The 15,084-nt window shown below is 64.0% G+C and carries 14 protein-coding genes and 1 pseudogene; 8 read left to right on the forward strand and 7 right to left on the reverse strand.

The annotated features are described in order from the left end of the window. Positions 1-6: 6 nt before the first annotated feature. On the reverse strand, positions 7-1,866 hold the full coding sequence (locus AC0IYU_RS25605) for a putative Ig domain-containing protein (RefSeq protein ID WP_472122690.1): 1,860 nt from the start codon (positions 1,864-1,866) through the stop codon (positions 7-9). 366 nt (positions 1,867-2,232) lie between these two features. Beyond that, positions 2,233-3,192 carry a LysR family transcriptional regulator gene (locus tag AC0IYU_RS25610; protein WP_472122693.1) on the reverse strand — a complete coding sequence of 320 codons (960 nt, stop codon included), beginning with the start codon at positions 3,190-3,192 and terminating at the stop codon, positions 2,233-2,235. A gap of 365 nt (positions 3,193-3,557) precedes the next feature. On the opposite strand from AC0IYU_RS25610, the gene AC0IYU_RS25615 reads away from it, so the two are divergent. The 4 genes and pseudogenes from AC0IYU_RS25615 (at position 3,558) to AC0IYU_RS25630 (ending at position 6,994) form a co-directional block, all read left to right on the forward strand. Next, the gene (locus tag AC0IYU_RS25615; RefSeq protein ID WP_472122696.1) at positions 3,558-4,172 is read left to right on the forward strand and encodes a DUF308 domain-containing protein; all 615 of its coding nucleotides are present in this window, start codon (positions 3,558-3,560) and stop codon (positions 4,170-4,172) included. 26 nt (positions 4,173-4,198) lie between these two features. After that, positions 4,199-5,182 (forward strand): SDR family NAD(P)-dependent oxidoreductase, encoded by a 984-nt coding sequence (locus AC0IYU_RS25620; protein ID WP_472122699.1) that lies wholly within the window; start codon positions 4,199-4,201, stop codon positions 5,180-5,182. A gap of 485 nt (positions 5,183-5,667) precedes the next feature. Next, the gene (locus AC0IYU_RS25625) at positions 5,668-6,438 is read left to right on the forward strand and encodes a TIGR04325 family methyltransferase (RefSeq protein WP_472122702.1); all 771 of its coding nucleotides are present in this window, start codon (positions 5,668-5,670) and stop codon (positions 6,436-6,438) included. 125 nt (positions 6,439-6,563) lie between these two features. Continuing rightward, positions 6,564-6,994 (forward strand): annotated as a pseudogene (locus tag AC0IYU_RS25630) (GreA/GreB family elongation factor). 156 nt (positions 6,995-7,150) lie between these two features. Here AC0IYU_RS25630 and AC0IYU_RS25635 read toward each other — a convergent pair. Genes AC0IYU_RS25635 through AC0IYU_RS25645 form a run of 3 tightly spaced genes read right to left on the reverse strand, consistent with a single transcriptional unit; the run spans position 7,151 to position 9,679 of the window. Then, complete coding sequence (locus tag AC0IYU_RS25635) at positions 7,151-7,795, reverse strand: hypothetical protein (RefSeq protein WP_472122705.1); 645 nt, start codon at positions 7,793-7,795, stop codon at positions 7,151-7,153. Positions 7,796-7,851: 56 nt separating this feature from the next. Beyond that, positions 7,852-8,883 carry a Gfo/Idh/MocA family protein gene (locus AC0IYU_RS25640; RefSeq protein WP_472122709.1) on the reverse strand — a complete coding sequence of 344 codons (1,032 nt, stop codon included), beginning with the start codon at positions 8,881-8,883 and terminating at the stop codon, positions 7,852-7,854. Positions 8,884-8,905: 22 nt separating this feature from the next. Further along, positions 8,906-9,679 carry a GntR family transcriptional regulator gene (locus AC0IYU_RS25645; protein ID WP_472122711.1) on the reverse strand — a complete coding sequence of 258 codons (774 nt, stop codon included), beginning with the start codon at positions 9,677-9,679 and terminating at the stop codon, positions 8,906-8,908. Between the two features lie 57 nt (positions 9,680-9,736). Here AC0IYU_RS25645 and AC0IYU_RS25650 point away from each other — a divergent pair, with 57 nt between their 5' ends. The 4 genes from AC0IYU_RS25650 to aroQ all read left to right on the forward strand — a co-directional run bounded on the left by AC0IYU_RS25650 (position 9,737) and on the right by aroQ (position 13,185). After that, complete coding sequence (locus AC0IYU_RS25650) at positions 9,737-10,747, forward strand: TRAP transporter substrate-binding protein (protein WP_472122714.1); 1,011 nt, start codon at positions 9,737-9,739, stop codon at positions 10,745-10,747. 66 nt (positions 10,748-10,813) lie between these two features. Continuing rightward, the gene (locus AC0IYU_RS25655) at positions 10,814-11,428 is read left to right on the forward strand and encodes a TRAP transporter small permease (RefSeq protein ID WP_472122717.1); all 615 of its coding nucleotides are present in this window, start codon (positions 10,814-10,816) and stop codon (positions 11,426-11,428) included. Continuing rightward, the gene (locus tag AC0IYU_RS25660; protein WP_472122720.1) at positions 11,425-12,711 is read left to right on the forward strand and encodes a TRAP transporter large permease; all 1,287 of its coding nucleotides are present in this window, start codon (positions 11,425-11,427) and stop codon (positions 12,709-12,711) included. Before AC0IYU_RS25655 ends, AC0IYU_RS25660 begins: the two co-directional genes overlap by 4 nt. 30 nt (positions 12,712-12,741) lie before the next feature. After that, entirely contained in the window at positions 12,742-13,185 is a 444-nt protein-coding gene (aroQ, locus tag AC0IYU_RS25665; RefSeq protein ID WP_472122722.1) for a type II 3-dehydroquinate dehydratase, read from the forward strand. A 113-nt stretch (positions 13,186-13,298) separates the two neighbouring features. On the opposite strand, the gene AC0IYU_RS25670 is transcribed toward aroQ, so the two are convergent. After that, positions 13,299-14,150, reverse strand: coding sequence for an IclR family transcriptional regulator (locus AC0IYU_RS25670; protein WP_472122725.1), 852 nt, complete (start codon positions 14,148-14,150; stop codon positions 13,299-13,301). Between the two features lie 381 nt (positions 14,151-14,531). Continuing rightward, complete coding sequence (locus tag AC0IYU_RS25675; RefSeq protein ID WP_472122728.1) at positions 14,532-14,873, reverse strand: DUF2958 domain-containing protein; 342 nt, start codon at positions 14,871-14,873, stop codon at positions 14,532-14,534. Positions 14,874-15,084: the final 211 nt, after the last annotated feature.

Consider the following 15,084-nt stretch of genomic DNA (forward strand, 5'->3'; position numbering starts at 1 on the left):
CAAGGCTCAGGGCAGGAAGCGCTCCACTCCGTCAATTTCGCCCGAGCTGGAAAACCCGCCCACCATCAGGACCGAGCCGTCGCCGAGCAGGACCGCGGAGGCGGCACTGCGCCCGGTGGTCATGGAACTCGCCGGTGTCCAGACGTCGAAGTCAGGGTTATAGATTTCCGCGGTAGTCAGACGAACGCCGCCGCTTGCCGTACCGCCCGCGAGCAGCACCCGGCCGTCCGCCAGCGTCGTCAGGGTCGGCAGGCTGCGCGTGCCGGAGAAGCTGCTCCCCGTCCAACTCGACGTGGCGGCATTGAACCTTAAGGCCGTCGTGCTGCCGTCGCCCATCGCGAGCACGTCCCCTCCTGCAAGCAGGACCGAGGTGTAGACGTTGGCTGCGGGAACGGTGCCCGCTACGGGCGTGACGGTACCGCTGTCGTTGACGGGAAACCGCTCGGCGGAGGTCACGAAACCGTTCTGGTTGACGCCGCCGATCACCAGCACTTCATTGCCGCCCGGCAGCAGCTGTGCTGCATGCTGAGCGCGTGGGGAGGACAACGGCGTGGCCAGGGGGGTCCAGGTGTTGGCCACCGGGTCATACAGCTCGGCCGTCTGCGAAAAGGTCAAGCCGGGGTTGCGGCTGTAGCCGCCGATGACGAGGACCTTGCCGTCGGGTAGACGTGTGATGGTGGAACGCGTGCGCGGCTCGGCCATGTTCGCGACAGGCTGCCAGGTATCGGCGGCCGGGTCGTAGATCTCGGCCGAGGCCACGGTGGAGTTGCCCGTGCTGTCGCCGCCTGCGACAAGCACGCGCCCGTCGAGCAGCACGATCGCCGACCCGTCGGCGCGAGGCGTCGACATCGGCGCGGCCGCGGTCCAGCTGTGGGCCGCCGGGTCGTAGATGAGGACCGACGCGGTCACCCCGGAGGCCGTGAACCCGCCGATGACCATTGCTTTGCCGTTGGGCAGGCCCACGACCGGCGCGTAGTGCCGTCCAGTCGGCAGCGTCGGCTCCAACGCCCAACTGCCGCTTCCGGTCACCGCGATCTGCACCTGTGCCTGCGCCGAGCCCGCGCTGTTGCTGCCAGTGACCGTGTATGTCGCCAGCGGCTGGATGGCCGCCGGCGTGCCGGTGATCGCGCCGGTCAATGCGTTGAGGCTCAGGCCCGCGGGCAGCGCTGGCGTCACCGAAAACGCCGAGGGGGTGCCACCGGTCACCAACGCCGTGTTGGGAACGATGACTTGCGTTGCGGAGTAAAGCCCGCGCGGCGTGGCATAGGCCACGCTGGCCGGCGCCACTGGCGCCGCTTGGACTGCCAGCCGCAACGTGACCACGGCCGACCCGGTCGCATTGGTGCCGGTGATGGTGTAGACCGCGTCCGCAGCAGTTCCCGTGGGCGTTCCGCTGATCACGCCGGTCTGCGGGTCGAACAGCAGCCCCGCGGGCAAAGCTGGCGCGATGCTGTATCCAGTGATCGGACCGCCGCTGCTGGCGGGCGCGTTGGCCGCGATGGCGAGGCCCACGGTGTAGATCGCGGCACTCTCGCGGTAGGTCAGCCCGGACGGCGCGGCCGGCGTGCTGCGCACCTCGATCTGCACACGGGCCGTCGCGGCGCCGCCGGCGTTCTCGGCGGTCACGACGTACACGGCCAATGCGGCCACGGCAGTGGGCGTGCCGCTGATGACGCCCGTGCCAGCGTCGAGCGCCAGACCCGTCGGCAACGGCGGCGCCACGGCATAGCGCGCCACGGCGGCGCCGCTGGCGTTGGGCCGGTTCGGCACGATGGCTTGCCCGACCTCGTAGACCGCGGAGGTCATCGCGTAGCCCAGGCCCGCGGGCGGCTGGGTGAGGTTGAGTCCGGAGCCGGCGAAGCTCACGCCGCCGGAGCCACCGCCGCCACATGCGGACAAGCCCAGAAGGCAGCCCAGCCACAGGGCCACCGGCCAAAGCCAAATGGATGGAGCGCGGAGCCATCGCGCCCTTGCCGTAATGCTCCTCATGATCTCCCGCGTTACCTTTTGTAAGGCGGCGATCCTATACAAAGCGCTACCCATGGGCAATGCCCGAGAACAGGTAGATGGCCGCGATTTTGAGGTCTGCTTTCGAGAGGACGCTACGTTGGCTCCGGGCCCGGTGCAGACACCTGTTACTTCAGGCAGCGAACCATCAAGCTGCCATTCAGTGCTGACCGGCAGACGAGGCTCGCGCCTTGACTGTCGCTGTCGTCTCTGAGCTCGCAAGAGTCAGCAGACGGCCAGCGCTGGCCACACTGGCGCGCGCAGCAGTGGGTGGTCCTGCAACGCTGCGGCAATGAAGTCGACGAAGGCCCGCACTGGACCGGGCAAGTGCTTGCGGTCGCGGAAGCAGGCGAAGTATTCCAGAGGCTCCGGGTCCGCGAGCGTCTGATCCCGTCCATCGGCCGCCTGGAACAGCGGCTCCAGCAGGCCGGCGGCGATCAGGGGGTTGGCAATGAAGCTGCTGAGTCGGGTCACGCCCGCACCGGCCAGGGCCAAGGCTGCCAGGGTATCGATGTCGTTGCAAACCGTGGTGGTGTGGAAAGTCGGAGCAAACCGCATGCCGTCGCGCAGGAACGGCCATTGGACGAGGCGCCCGTCCAGTGGCCTGCGAAAGGTCAAGCAGGAATGTGCTGCCAGGTCTTCGGGGATTCGGGGGTGGCCATGCAGCCGTAGATAAGCGGGCGCCGCGCAGATCAAGATAGGGGAAGTGGCGATGGGACGCGCCACCAGGCCGGGTTCCAGCACGTCTCGGTAGCGGATGCTGGCGTCCACGTCCTCTTTCACGTGGTCCACATTGCGGTCGGTGATCATCATTTCCAGGTTCACCTGCGGATAGCGTGCCAAGAAGGAAGGTATCAGCGGTGCCAACACATGGCGGCCAAAGGGCACCGAACAGGAGAGCCTGAGCCGCCCCTTCACGACGTCCTGCAGCCCCGACAGTTCGGACTTGGCGTAGGCCAGCCCGTCGAGCAAGGGGCTGACCCGGGCCAGATACACCTCACCCGCCTCCGTCAGTGCCTGCGAGCGAGTGGTGCGCGTCAGCAAACGCGTGCCAAGCTCCTCTTCCAGCCGGCGGAGGTTCTGGCTTGCGGCCGCAGCGCTGATGCCCAGTTGACGCGCCGCAGCGGCGATGCTGCCGCCTTGCACCGCCCGCACGAAGGTTTCGATGCCACGCAAATTGGACATGTGTTCGCTCGGTTGAGGATTGCTGAATTCATAACCTTAGCTTAGTAGTGAAAGTGCCCGAGGTGGGCTAGTGCGCTGGCGCGGCAGCACTTAAGGTTGCAGCTTCCATGCGATGAAGCTGCCTTCCAGAAATTACTGTCTTCTGGGAGACGCTGAACCGGTTCATGCCCTTCGGCCAAAGCGATCTTTAAAAGCTCGCTTCCCCTTGCAAAGCGCTCGCACGCCGACGCAAGCGGTCCTTGTCATTGAACGCCCACAACGCTTGCTTTCTGCCTGCAGTGGTGGTCGACCACCGACAGACACCCAGGTCCATCGGCCATCCCGGCGACGTGGACCTGATTTTCAAATCACCAATAGGAACTCACATGTCCGATAGCAACTTCAACCCGAAGTATTCCCCGCCGGGAAACCAGTGGCTCAAGCCCTATTATTTCGCCCGCGCTGCGTTTTCGATCCTCTGGGTCGCGGCAGCGTTCACACTGGGCAAAGGAGCGCCCGCCATCTCTGCTGCATTGCTTCTCGTCTATCCACTCTGGGACGCTGCGGCGAACTTGGTCGACGCAAGACGCAACGGGGGATTGAAGAGCAACCCGACGCAGGCTCTGAACGTGGGCGTTAGCGCCGTGACGACAATCGCGGTCGCGCTGACGCTCGGGATGGGCATGAATGCGGTGCTTTTGGTGTTCGGGATATGGGCGGCTCTGGCGGGAGTCTTTCAACTCGCGACGGCTGTTCGGCGCTGGAAGTCCTACGGTGCGCAGTGGGCGATGGTTCTCAGCGGCGCCCAGTCGTCGCTGGCAGGCGCCTTGTTCGTCCACCGAGCCAGCGGGCTGAAGACAATCAGCATTGACGACATCGCTCCCTACGCGGCATTTGGCGCCTTCTATTTTCTCGTCTCTGCGATTTGGCTGACGGTGTCGGACGCGCGCGCTCACAAGACAGCGTCCACCAATGCCCGAGCAGACCTGACCAAGCAATAAGTGGAATCGGGCCTCTCGAATGGATCTTGAACTGGCAGGCAAGACAGGGCCTGGTCACGGGCAGCAGCAAAGGTATCGGCGAGGCCATTGCAAGAAAGCTCGCTTTCGAGCACGCCATCTTGATCGTCCATGGGCGGGACCGGGTTCTCGCAGCGACAGTGGCGGACGACATCATCGCCAACGGCGGCCGTGCCTATGTCGTGACTGGCGACTTGACCCACGATGACGAAGTGCAGCGATTGGTCGATGATGCGGAGGCATTTGCGGGTCCGATAGACATCGTGGTCAACAACGCCGGAGGTTCTGGCGGCTCGACGGAGAGCTGGGCGGATTCGCGAGCGCAGTCATGGACGGCGGCCTCCGACCGCAACGTGCTCGCCGCGCTTCGGGTCAGCACTCGCCTGTTGCCCAGAATGCAACAGGCGCGATGGGGCCGCGTGATCAACATCTCCAGCCTCGCGGCGGTGATGCCGCCGGCGTCCCGAGCAGACTATTCGGCCTGCAAGGCGGCACTCAACGCGATGACGGCGTCCATGGCCAAGGCTGTGGCGAGCGATGGTGTGACCGTCAATGCCGTGTCTCCCGGAACGGCACGCAGCCCGGCGCTGGAGATTGCATTCCGCCAGGCCGCTGCGGAACGCGGGCTGGCGAGCTTGGATGCGCCGTGCACCGAAATCGAGCGTGTGGCGCTGCCCCTCTTCGCGCAGGTACCACTCGGTCGAGTCGGCAGGCTGGAGGAGATTGCGGACGCGGTTGCCTTTCTCGCGAGCCCACTCGCCGGATATATCACTGGCGTCAACCTCCGTGTCGATGGCGGACTGTCGCCCAGCCTGCAGGTGTGCGGCTCTCCTGATGCCCGGCTCAACCAACCGTTCGATCGGAATTCAGCGACTGCTGCGAGTGACGCCTGGGAGGACGCCTGGGAGCACGCCAGGGGTCGGCCTCTCTGCCCGCGGGGTATGCACCGAGACGTTCAGTTAAACCATCAAGGCTCACCGAGGCGACCATGAAGTGAAGGCAAGGCTGGAGCAGCCTTGCCTCGGGCGGCGCCACCGTTGTGGTGAGCCGAGCCGAGCGATGTGATTAGGGCCGAGGGCTGCCCGAAGCCGACCTTCAGGGACGACCGCTGGTGGCCGAGGCTGTGCGCAAACGCCTTCGGCTCTGCGGTATGCCGATCATCCGCGTCGCGAGGGCCACCGGCGCTTTACAGGCCATCCAGGAGTCGCAGGCGGGCACGAACGGATCTGAAGCCCAGCGGCTCTCTGTGCACCGTTGACGCGCCGTAAAGAGGCTCACGCCCCCACCAGCCGTACCGCCTTCATCGTCTCCCTCATGGCCAGGATGGCGATCACTCGTTAGAGGTTGTAGCCCAGCACATGCAGGCTCACTGGCCAGCGGTTTGTAACGCCTGCGGGGTAACTGCCCCCGACGAGCATGGCTTTAGGCCTCGAATCCTTCGGTCGCGCTCAGAATGAAGGCGCCACCGGAGACCAAAATGCTCTCTAGCTTTCTGCGGTTCCCACCCAGCGAAAGCGCCTACAGGCGCAAGTTCCTGGACAACACGGACGAGAACCTGTTCATGGGGTCGTTCGAGAGCTTCGCGGCAGCCGAGGCCGGCGCGCCGCCCTCCAAGGCCGTGGGCTACGCCAACGCAGACGCGGGCGAGCTCTACAGCCCCCAGATTTATTTTTACGATTACCCGAGCCTGTTCTGGCTGGGCCGCTCGATCGATGCGGGCCTGACGCGCATCTTCGACCTGGGCGGCCACGTCGGCATCAAGTACTACGCCTTCCGCCGCGTGCTGAGCTATCCCGACACGCTGCGGTGGACCGTGTGCGATGTGCCCGGCGTGGTCGAGAGCGGCCGCGCGATGGCCGTGAAGCGCGAGGCCACCGTGCAACTGGCCTTCACCACCGACTACCGCGACGCGAGCGGCTGCGACGTGCTGTATGCCTCCGGCAGCCTGCAGTACCTGCCCGTGCGCATGGACGCGATTCTCTCCTCGCTGCCCGTGAAGCCCAGGCGGATCATCATGAACACCACGGCCGTGCACCCGGAGCGCACGATCTTCACGCTCAACAGCATCGGCGTGGCCGTGTGCCCCTACCGCATCCAGCACCACGACGAGCTGCTGGCCGACCTGGCGCGCTCCGGCTACAAGAAGCGCGACGTGTGGCGCAACGAGGGCAAGCCGATCGAGGTGCCCTTCGTGACCGGCGGCGACAAGCCCTACTACGCGGGTTGCTGCTTCGACCTGGCGGCCTGACCCGAAGAGGTCGATTCCCCCCCGGAATTCAGGGAATGACCGCCGGCAGGTTCTGGTCGGCAAGGTGCCGCTGCTCGGACGTCAGGGCGCTGTGAAGCGCCGACAGCGCATCGCTCGCCGAAGACCTGCTGCAAGCCGAACAGGCAGTGCGGGCGGCCCATGAAACGGCGACTCATGAAGAAAACATCGCCGAAAACAAATACGACCCCTTGGGAATCGAAGCCGCCTACCTGGCCACCGGCCAAGCTCGGCGCGCCGAAGCCATCCGCCAGGCGATGGCCAATTGGCGCCGATTCCGCCCACGTCGCTGCGACGCCAGCAAAGGCATGCAGCGCGGCACGCTGGTCTGCCTGGTCGATTCCGACGACAAGCAGCAACAGCTGTTTCTCGGCCCGGATGGGGGGAACATGACGTTGGTCAGCGGCGCCGAGCTTGTTCAGGTCATCAGCAGCGAGGCCCCTTTGGGCAGGGCCATGCGGGGCAAATGCGAGGGTGATGGGTGTCGATACGGGTGGCGCTCACCCGACAGCAGTTCGAGGTGCTGCGGCTTCATTGAGGCGCAAGCAAGTTCACCCCCGCATTGGCCAAAGTCGTCACAAGGCGGGTGCCGTGAACGTACCCGCTGACTGGCAAGGCCATCCACGTTCCTAAGCAAGGATCACGCGCCAGCTTGAAGTGGAGAACGGCGCGTAGCAGTTGCGTTGCCTGTCCATCAAAGTGCGTTCAAGCCGGCCATGTCGTCGGGCGTCGCAGAATGCGATAGCGTGTAGAGACCGCTGATCGCACCGTCGGCCGCGCCCGACGCCCGCAACGCCCCAGCCGAAAGATCGGCATCGACGAGCGATTGCACGGCGTGTGTCTCGTACCCATGAACAACGAACACCCAATCGGCCACGCGGTCGGCGGAGTTCCGAATGCGTTGTTCGGTGGTTTCGGCGACGAGTGGCGTCTGATGACGCAACAGGTGGGCACCCACGATGCCCGGCCGCTGGACCAGCGCCGTGCAGAGCGCCTTGAAAAAGGCACGCAGCTCGTCGGCGCCGTCTTGCATCGGCGAGACGCGCAGGGTCAGCGCGTTCCTCGCAACGCTGCTGCCCGACGACTCGAGCACGTGGCATTGGCTGCGGACCATGTTCCGATGGTGCGGCATCATCCGCATGGACCATGGCGAGGGCGTGTTCAGATGACGGACATAGGCATCCGATGAAAGGATCGCATAGGAAGTGAGTTCGTACATGACGAAGATGCCTTCGCCCCCGGCAGCGCTCGTCCAGCGCGATGCCCGCTGGAACCCGGGCACGCCGAGGCGCTCGGGAAAATGCTCATGCGAATGCCAGTGCTCGAATTCGAGCTTCATCTCGGGCGCCATGTCCCACCACATTGCCAACGCTGCACGACCTGGGAGCGACATTCTCAATTCCCCCGCTCATGGGCAACGTCAACCGCAGCGCCAAGGCGACTGCTGGCCACGATCGCATCGAGCGTCCTCGCAATGTCGATCGATTCGGCGGGGGTGGCGCCCGTCCATCCGCCCCAACCGAATCGCACGAGGTCGTGAAACGACTCGGCTTCCGCCAGAAACCCGGCAAGCGGCTCGGTTTGGATCACTTCGCGTGCCGCATCCCATCCGGTGCCTCGGCGCAGGTCCACCAGCGGAGGAAAGTCGGCGCCGGTGTCGTTGAAGTAGGTGGTGTGAATGGAACCCGCGTCGCCCGCAACGAATGCCTGCCGGTGACGCGCGGTAGTGAAGCTGCACGAGATCTGCGCGAGAACACCGTCCGGGTACTCGAGCGTTGCCATCGTGGTCAGATCGACACCCGTCGCGCCCCATCGCGAGAAGGCGGACACGCGCAACGGCGCCGCGCCTGCTACGGTGCGCACAAAGCTCACCGGATACGAGCCTGCGTCCATCAGCGCACCCCCCGCAAGACCGGGGTCCATCCGGATGTTGGCGGCGTCGGCCATGGGAAAGCCGAAGGATGCCTGGATGAGCTGGATTCGGCCGATCGCGCCAGCCGCGATGAGTTCGCGAACCTTGAGCGTTTGCGGCTGCGCCCGGTATGGATAGGCCTCCACGAGATACACGCCGTTCTTCTCGGCGGCCGCGAACATGGCCTGTGCCTGCGACGCACTGGCGGCGAGCGGCTTCTCGCAGAGGACGTGCTTGCCGGCATCGGCGGCCCGGATCGACCACGCCGCGTGCAGGTTGTTGGGGAGCGGCACATACACCGCGTCAATGTCGGGGTCGGCAAGCAGCTCCTCGTAGCTCGCGTGGACCCGGTCGATGCCGAGCTCGCGCGAGAAGGCTGCAGCGCGCTCGCCGTCGCGGCTCGCCACGGCGGTGACCAAGACCTTGGCCGACGGCCGCACCGCGTCGACGAATGAACGGGCGATTCGCGCGGCGCCGAGGATGCCGATGCGCAGCGGGTCTGTTGACGATGTCATGGGTTTGCTCACGAAATTCGGTTCAGGCGGCGTCCAGCACCGAGGTCATCTGCGTGACGCAATCCTCGACGTGGGTGGTCAGGGTCTGTTGCGCGCGCTGCCAGTCCTTGCAGAGCGCGCATTCGAGGAGGACCTGGTGCTCGTCCGCTGCCTCTTTGCCACGAAAGATGGCGGCGATCATCTGGTAGCGCAGGTACTTGTCGCAGATCGATGCATAGGTCTGCAGCAGCAGGTCGGACCCGCAAGCCGAAATCAGCGACACGTGAAAGGCCCAGTCGTACTGGCGCCAGGTTTCCGCTGGCGCATGCGCATCGGTCGCCATGCGCTTTTCCATGGTCGCCAGCTTGTGATAAGCCGCGACCACCCGTCCTTCCCACTCAAGGTCGCCCCGCTGAAAAGACTCCTTGAGTCCATGGCCCTCCAGAAGAAGCCGCATCGACGCCACGTCTCGTAGGTTGGCCGACGAGACGGCGCTGACCTGAAACCCGCGGGCCCCTTCCGCGACGAGCAAACCTTCCGTCGCCAGGCGGCTGAACAGTTCGCGCAGCGTGCTGACGCTGGTGCCGTAGGCCTCCTTCATCCGTTCCAGCGGCAGACGCCGCCCCGGCGTCAGGCGGCCCAGAACGATGTCCGAGCGTATACGGCGATAGGCGACCTCGCCGACGGTGGCGCTGTCTTGGGAATCTAGGGAATGGTCGGTTAACAAGGTTGCTCCTGTGCGGATCGCAATTCTGTGCAGTTTTCGGTTCGGGTCGCTGCTTTGGCAATCAGAGAATACCCTGATCACCATATACATTGCGATTTACCTGACGATTCAATAATATTCTTACATTCCAAATCCAAGGAGACATTCATGGCATCGAAATTCTTGAAACTGGCAGGCGGCCTCACCCTGCTCATCGCCGCCACGCTCGTTCAAGCACAGGACATTCAGGAACGAACGATCCGATTCGGCCACCTGAACAACACGGACCACCCGACGAGTTGGGGCGTCAAGAAGTTCGCCGAGCTCGTGACGGCCAAGAGCGGCGGGAAGATCACGGTCAAGGAATTCGCCAGCAGCCAGCTCGGCAACGAGCTGCAGCAGCAATCCGCGCTGCAGGGCGGCGTGCAGGAGATGCTCGTGGCGTCCACCACCTCGCTGACCGGCGTCGTCAAGGAATTCGGACTGTTCGACTTCCCCTTCCTGTTCAGCAACGGGAAGCAGGCAGACGCCATGGTGGACGGCCCGCTGGGCAAGATGGTCAGTGCCAAGCTGGCTGACAAGGGCATCGTCATCCTGGGATTTTTCGACCTGGGGTTCCGCAACGTCACCAACAGCAAGCGGCCCATCACCAAGGGCGAAGACCTGGATGGCCTGAAGCTGCGCGTCATCCCGAACCCGGTGTTCCTGGAGACCTTCAAGACCTTCAAGGCCAACCCGTTGCCGATGCCCTTCGCCGAGCTGTACAACGCCCTCGAAAGCAAGGCGGTCGACGGGGAAGAGAACCCCTATTCGGTGATCCTGTCCAGCAAGTTCTACGAAGTCCAGAAGTACGTCAGCGGCACCAACCATGTGTACGCGACGAACCCGATTCAGATCAGCAAGCGCTTCTGGGACAAGCTGTCACCTGCAGAGCACAAGTTGCTGCAGGAAGCCGCCATGGAAGCCCAGACTTACCAGCGTGCGGCGAGCCGCGAGGCCGCCGGCAAGGCCCTGGTCGAACTCCAGGCCAAGGGCATGACGTACAACGCCGTTGCACCCGCCGAGACGGCCCGCATGCGCGCCGAAGTCAAGCCGATCTACGACAAGTTTTCCGCTGCGTACGACCCGGCCGTGATCACGCTCTTCAAGACCGAACTGGACCGCGTCTCCAAGTTCTGATTTTGCAAATTCAAGCCCGCTCCAATTCCTGACAGTTGGAGTCGGCGGTCGTTTTGGGGGTCCGCGATGCCGCTGAGCGCATGGCGCGCCGACGGGTCGTACAGAGGAGCAGGCATGGTAAAGCTGATCGATTCTTTTTGCCGCGGTGTCACGAACGTGATGGCCGTGGCGCTCATGATCATGGTGGCGCTGGTCTTCAGCAACGTGGTTCTGCGCTATGTTTTCAACTCGTCGATCACCCAGTCCGAAGAGATTTCGCGGTGGCTGTTCGTGTGGATCACCTTCATGGGGTGTGTCGTCGCGCTGCGCGAGCACGCGCACCTCGGCACCGACGCCCTGGTGTCGCGCCTGCCACCCTTCGGCAAGAAAATCTGCCTCGTGCTCGGCCACCTGACCATGTTGTATGTCTGCTACTTGGTCTTCAGGGGCGCGCTGGAACAAACCAGCATCAACATGGATGTGCTGGCACCTTCCACGCAGTTGCCGATGGCCGTGCTGCATGCGGCTGGTGTGGCTTTTTCGGGCTGCGCATGCATCGTGCTGCTTCTGGACCTGTGGCTGCTTTTCACCGGTCACATGAACGATGACGACCTGGTGATGGTCCAGGAATCCGAAGACCTGGCCGCGCTCAACCTGCCGCATGGCGCCGACCTCACCAAACCACAGAGCGAGCGAGCATGACACTCACGATCTTCGTTGGATCCCTGCTGCTGGCGATGGCCATCGGCATACCGATCTCGTTTGCGCTGCTGGTCAGCGGCGTGGCACTGATGTGGCACATGGACCTGTTCGAAGCCCAGATCCTCGCGCAGAACCTGCTGGGCGGAGCAGACAGCTATCCCCTGCTGGCAGTGCCCTTCTTCCTTCTGGCCGGCGAGATCATGAACGAAGGCGGACTGTCGAAGCGCATCGTCGAATTCGCGATGGCCCTTGTCGGTCACATCAGAGGCGGCCTGGGCTACGTGACCATCGTCGCGTCGATCATGCTTTCGGCACTGTCGGGCAGCGCGGTGGCCGATGCTGCTGCCCTGACCGCCATGCTTCTGCCGATGATGGTCGCCGCCGGCCACGCGCCGCATCGCGCGGCCGGTCTCATCGCGGCGTCCGGCGTGATTGCGCCGGTGTTGCCGCCGTCGATCGGACTGGTCATCTTCGGCGTCACGGCCAACGTTTCGATCTCCAAGCTGTTCATGGCCGGCATCGCGCCGGGCCTGCTGATGGGGCTTGCACTGTGGGTGACCTGGGCCTACGTCGCGCGCAATGAAGGCGTGGTGCCTCCGCCGCGCAAGCCATTGAAGGAACTGCTGACCACGCTGCGTCGCTGTGGCTGGGCGCTGATGCTGCCGGTGATCATCCTGGTCGGTTTGCGCATGGGCGTGTTCACGCCGACGGAGGCCGGCGTGGTGGCGGCGGTGTACGCCCTGTTCGTCGCGACGGTCATCTATCGCGGCCTCAAACTCTCGCAGCTGTTCGGTATTTTCAAGAAGGCGTCCAAGACCACCGCGGTGGTGATGTTCCTGGTGGCTGCGGCCATGGTTTCAGCCTGGCTCATCACGGTGGCAGACCTTCCCGGCAAGGTGGTAGGCATGCTCCAACCCTTCATGGACAGTCCCATCTTGTTGATGGTGGCGATCATGGTGCTGGTCATGATCGTCGGCACCGCGATGGACATGACGCCAACCATCCTGATCCTCACGCCCGTTCTGATGCCGGTCGTCATCGCCGCCAAGATCGACCCCGTCTACTTTGGCGTCATGTTCATCATGAACAACGCCATCGGTTTGGTCACGCCACCGGTTGGCGTGGTACTCAACGTCGTGGCCGGCGTCGGGCGAATGTCGATGGACACAGTGACCAAGGGAGTGATGCCATTCATGATCGCGCAGTTCTTGATCATGTTCCTGATGGTTTTCTTTCCTTGGCTTGTCACCGGCCCCGCGAAGCTGTTCCACAGCGGCTTCTGAAACCCTCTCGCGTTGCAAGCGTACCCACCCATGACCAAGCCGCTTTTCATTCTGAACGGTCCGAACCTCAACCGTCTCGGCAAGCGTGAGCCTGCGATTTACGGCAAGACCACGCTCGCCGAAATCGAGGCCATGTGCCGCGACGAAGCCGGGGCGATCCCGTTGGAGTTCCACCAGTCCAACAGCGAGACCCAGTTGATCGACTGGATCCACGAGGCCATCGACACGGGCAGCGGCATCATCATCAATCCCGCAGCCTATTCGTTCACGTCCATGGCCATCATGGATGCGCTCAAGATGTTTCCAGGGCCGATCATCGAGGTCCACATCTCCAACATCCATCGCCGAGAGGAGATGTACCATCACTCCTATATGTCCGCGGTGGCCACCGCCGTGATCGCCGGTCTAGGACCTGGCGGGTACCGGGCTGCCATCAGGGCCATGTCGGAGATGCTCCGAGAACAGCCGGCCTGACTCAATTGCCTGAGCGGGTGCTCGAAGCCGTTCCGATGGGGAGGTTTTTGCTGTCGGCATGCTGGCACCGCTCAGCGGCGCGCCGCTGCACGGACTGTTCTGTGTCGTTCGCGCTACCCGCCCTTGGCGGGGTCTTCGCCCGCAGTCGCCGGGGTTTCCGCGATGTCGCCCCAAGTTCCCGCGTTGGACGACTTCATCAGCGCAGACGCATCGCTTGTCGCTGCGAGCTCGCCGGCGACGGCAAGCAATGCGGGCCCGAATTCCTGCATACGCTTTGACGTCAAACGCGAGGAGGGACCCGCGATCACGATGACCCCCATGGCAGGCATGCCAGCGCGCTGGATTGGAGCGGCCAATGCGCTGAGCCCCAGCGCACAGGTGTTCTCGGTCATGCTAAAGCGACGCTCGCGGTGCTGGTCCAGAACCCTCATCAGCGCCTCGACAGAACGTGGTGCCGCCGGACCGTAGCGATCCGGCATACCGATGCCTTGGCGCGCCACACATCGGGCGGCAATGTCTTCCGGCAGGGTCATGAGCCATGCCTGGCCGGCGGCGCTGCATGACAGTCGAAGGTCGACGCCGGTGTCCTGCGGCTCATAGATGAGGCCGGATCTTGCGCCTTGCGCTGTCGCTGCGACGGTGAGTTTCTCACCGTCCACGATGGCCAATCTGACGAGTTCCGCAGTCGCGTGCGCGAGAAGGTCAATGACTGGTTGAGCAACGTCGACCACCCCGGACTTGCTCAGATAACCGAGGGCGGTCGACACCAGTTTGGTCGTGAGCGCGTAAGCATCGCGTTGGGGCAATGGGCGCACGTAGCGCATGCGAATCAACTCGGCCAATGCGCGGTGACAACCGCTTTCCATCTGATTCAACGCGTTGGCAATCTCTGCGAGCGTGGCACCTTCGGGACGGCTGGCCAGATAATCGAGAATCGCTAACGACTTTTCTATCGCACTGCCCATTCGCACCTCTCAGCCATCGAACTCCGAACGGTAGCACGGGTTTGAGGGTTTTAATTTCGGTAACGGAGATGGCGGAAGGGATCGAGCCCAACCTCCAAGGCGTCTTTTTCAGACGCCATGAAAGCGAAGACCATCGGCCGTTTCAAGCCGCATCGCGCGCAGGTGATGCCTGCATCGGCAAGATGCATGGACCTCTCTGGCGACTCACAGGCGCCCCACATCGTCCCGTTGCACTTCTCGCATCCGAGCCATCGGAGCGCACGGTCATTCAGGGCCTGCACGTGCTGCGGATGCCAGCCAGAGTCGACTTGATCGAGCCAGCGCGAGTTCGTGCCCCTGGAAAGAATGGCACCGCCGAGAGCCGATGCCGGCGCCCCCCTGCTAGGTGACGATGCGTCCTGCCAATCGCGCCTCACGTGCGTAACCGCTCAGCGGCTTGTCGGCAGCAAAGTGCACATCGCGCTCGATCGGCAGCCCCCAGCGCCCCCGGAAGGCTTCCAGCTCCGCCAGGCTCACATACCCGAGTTCGGGAAAGCCCAACCCCAGGTCGCACAACCCGAAGGCGATGTCCTCCGCATCGAGTTCGCTCAGCAGCCAGGTCGCACCCGCGTGCGGCGTGAAGAGTTTGACCACCGGCTGCGGATCGAACCGGGGATCCTCGGCCGAAGCCAGGCGGTTGGCCAAAAGCTGCGCGCGCAGCGCGTCGTTCAGAAGTGTCGTCATGGCGGTCTCTCCTTGGAAGGATGCAGGGGCGGAATTGCCCGAGACCGAGGCCCGCACGCCGCAGCGCAGCCGTCAGGGTTCGCAGACGGCCGCAGGCCGCCAGAGCACACCGTGCGCGCAGACCTTGACTGCGAGAACGACGTGCAACCATGAGAGGGAACCTGTCTCTTATACACATCTCCGAGCCCACGAGACGAGTCATAGGATCTCG

The sequence above is a fragment of the Variovorax sp. AC103 genome (genome assembly GCF_979254005.1).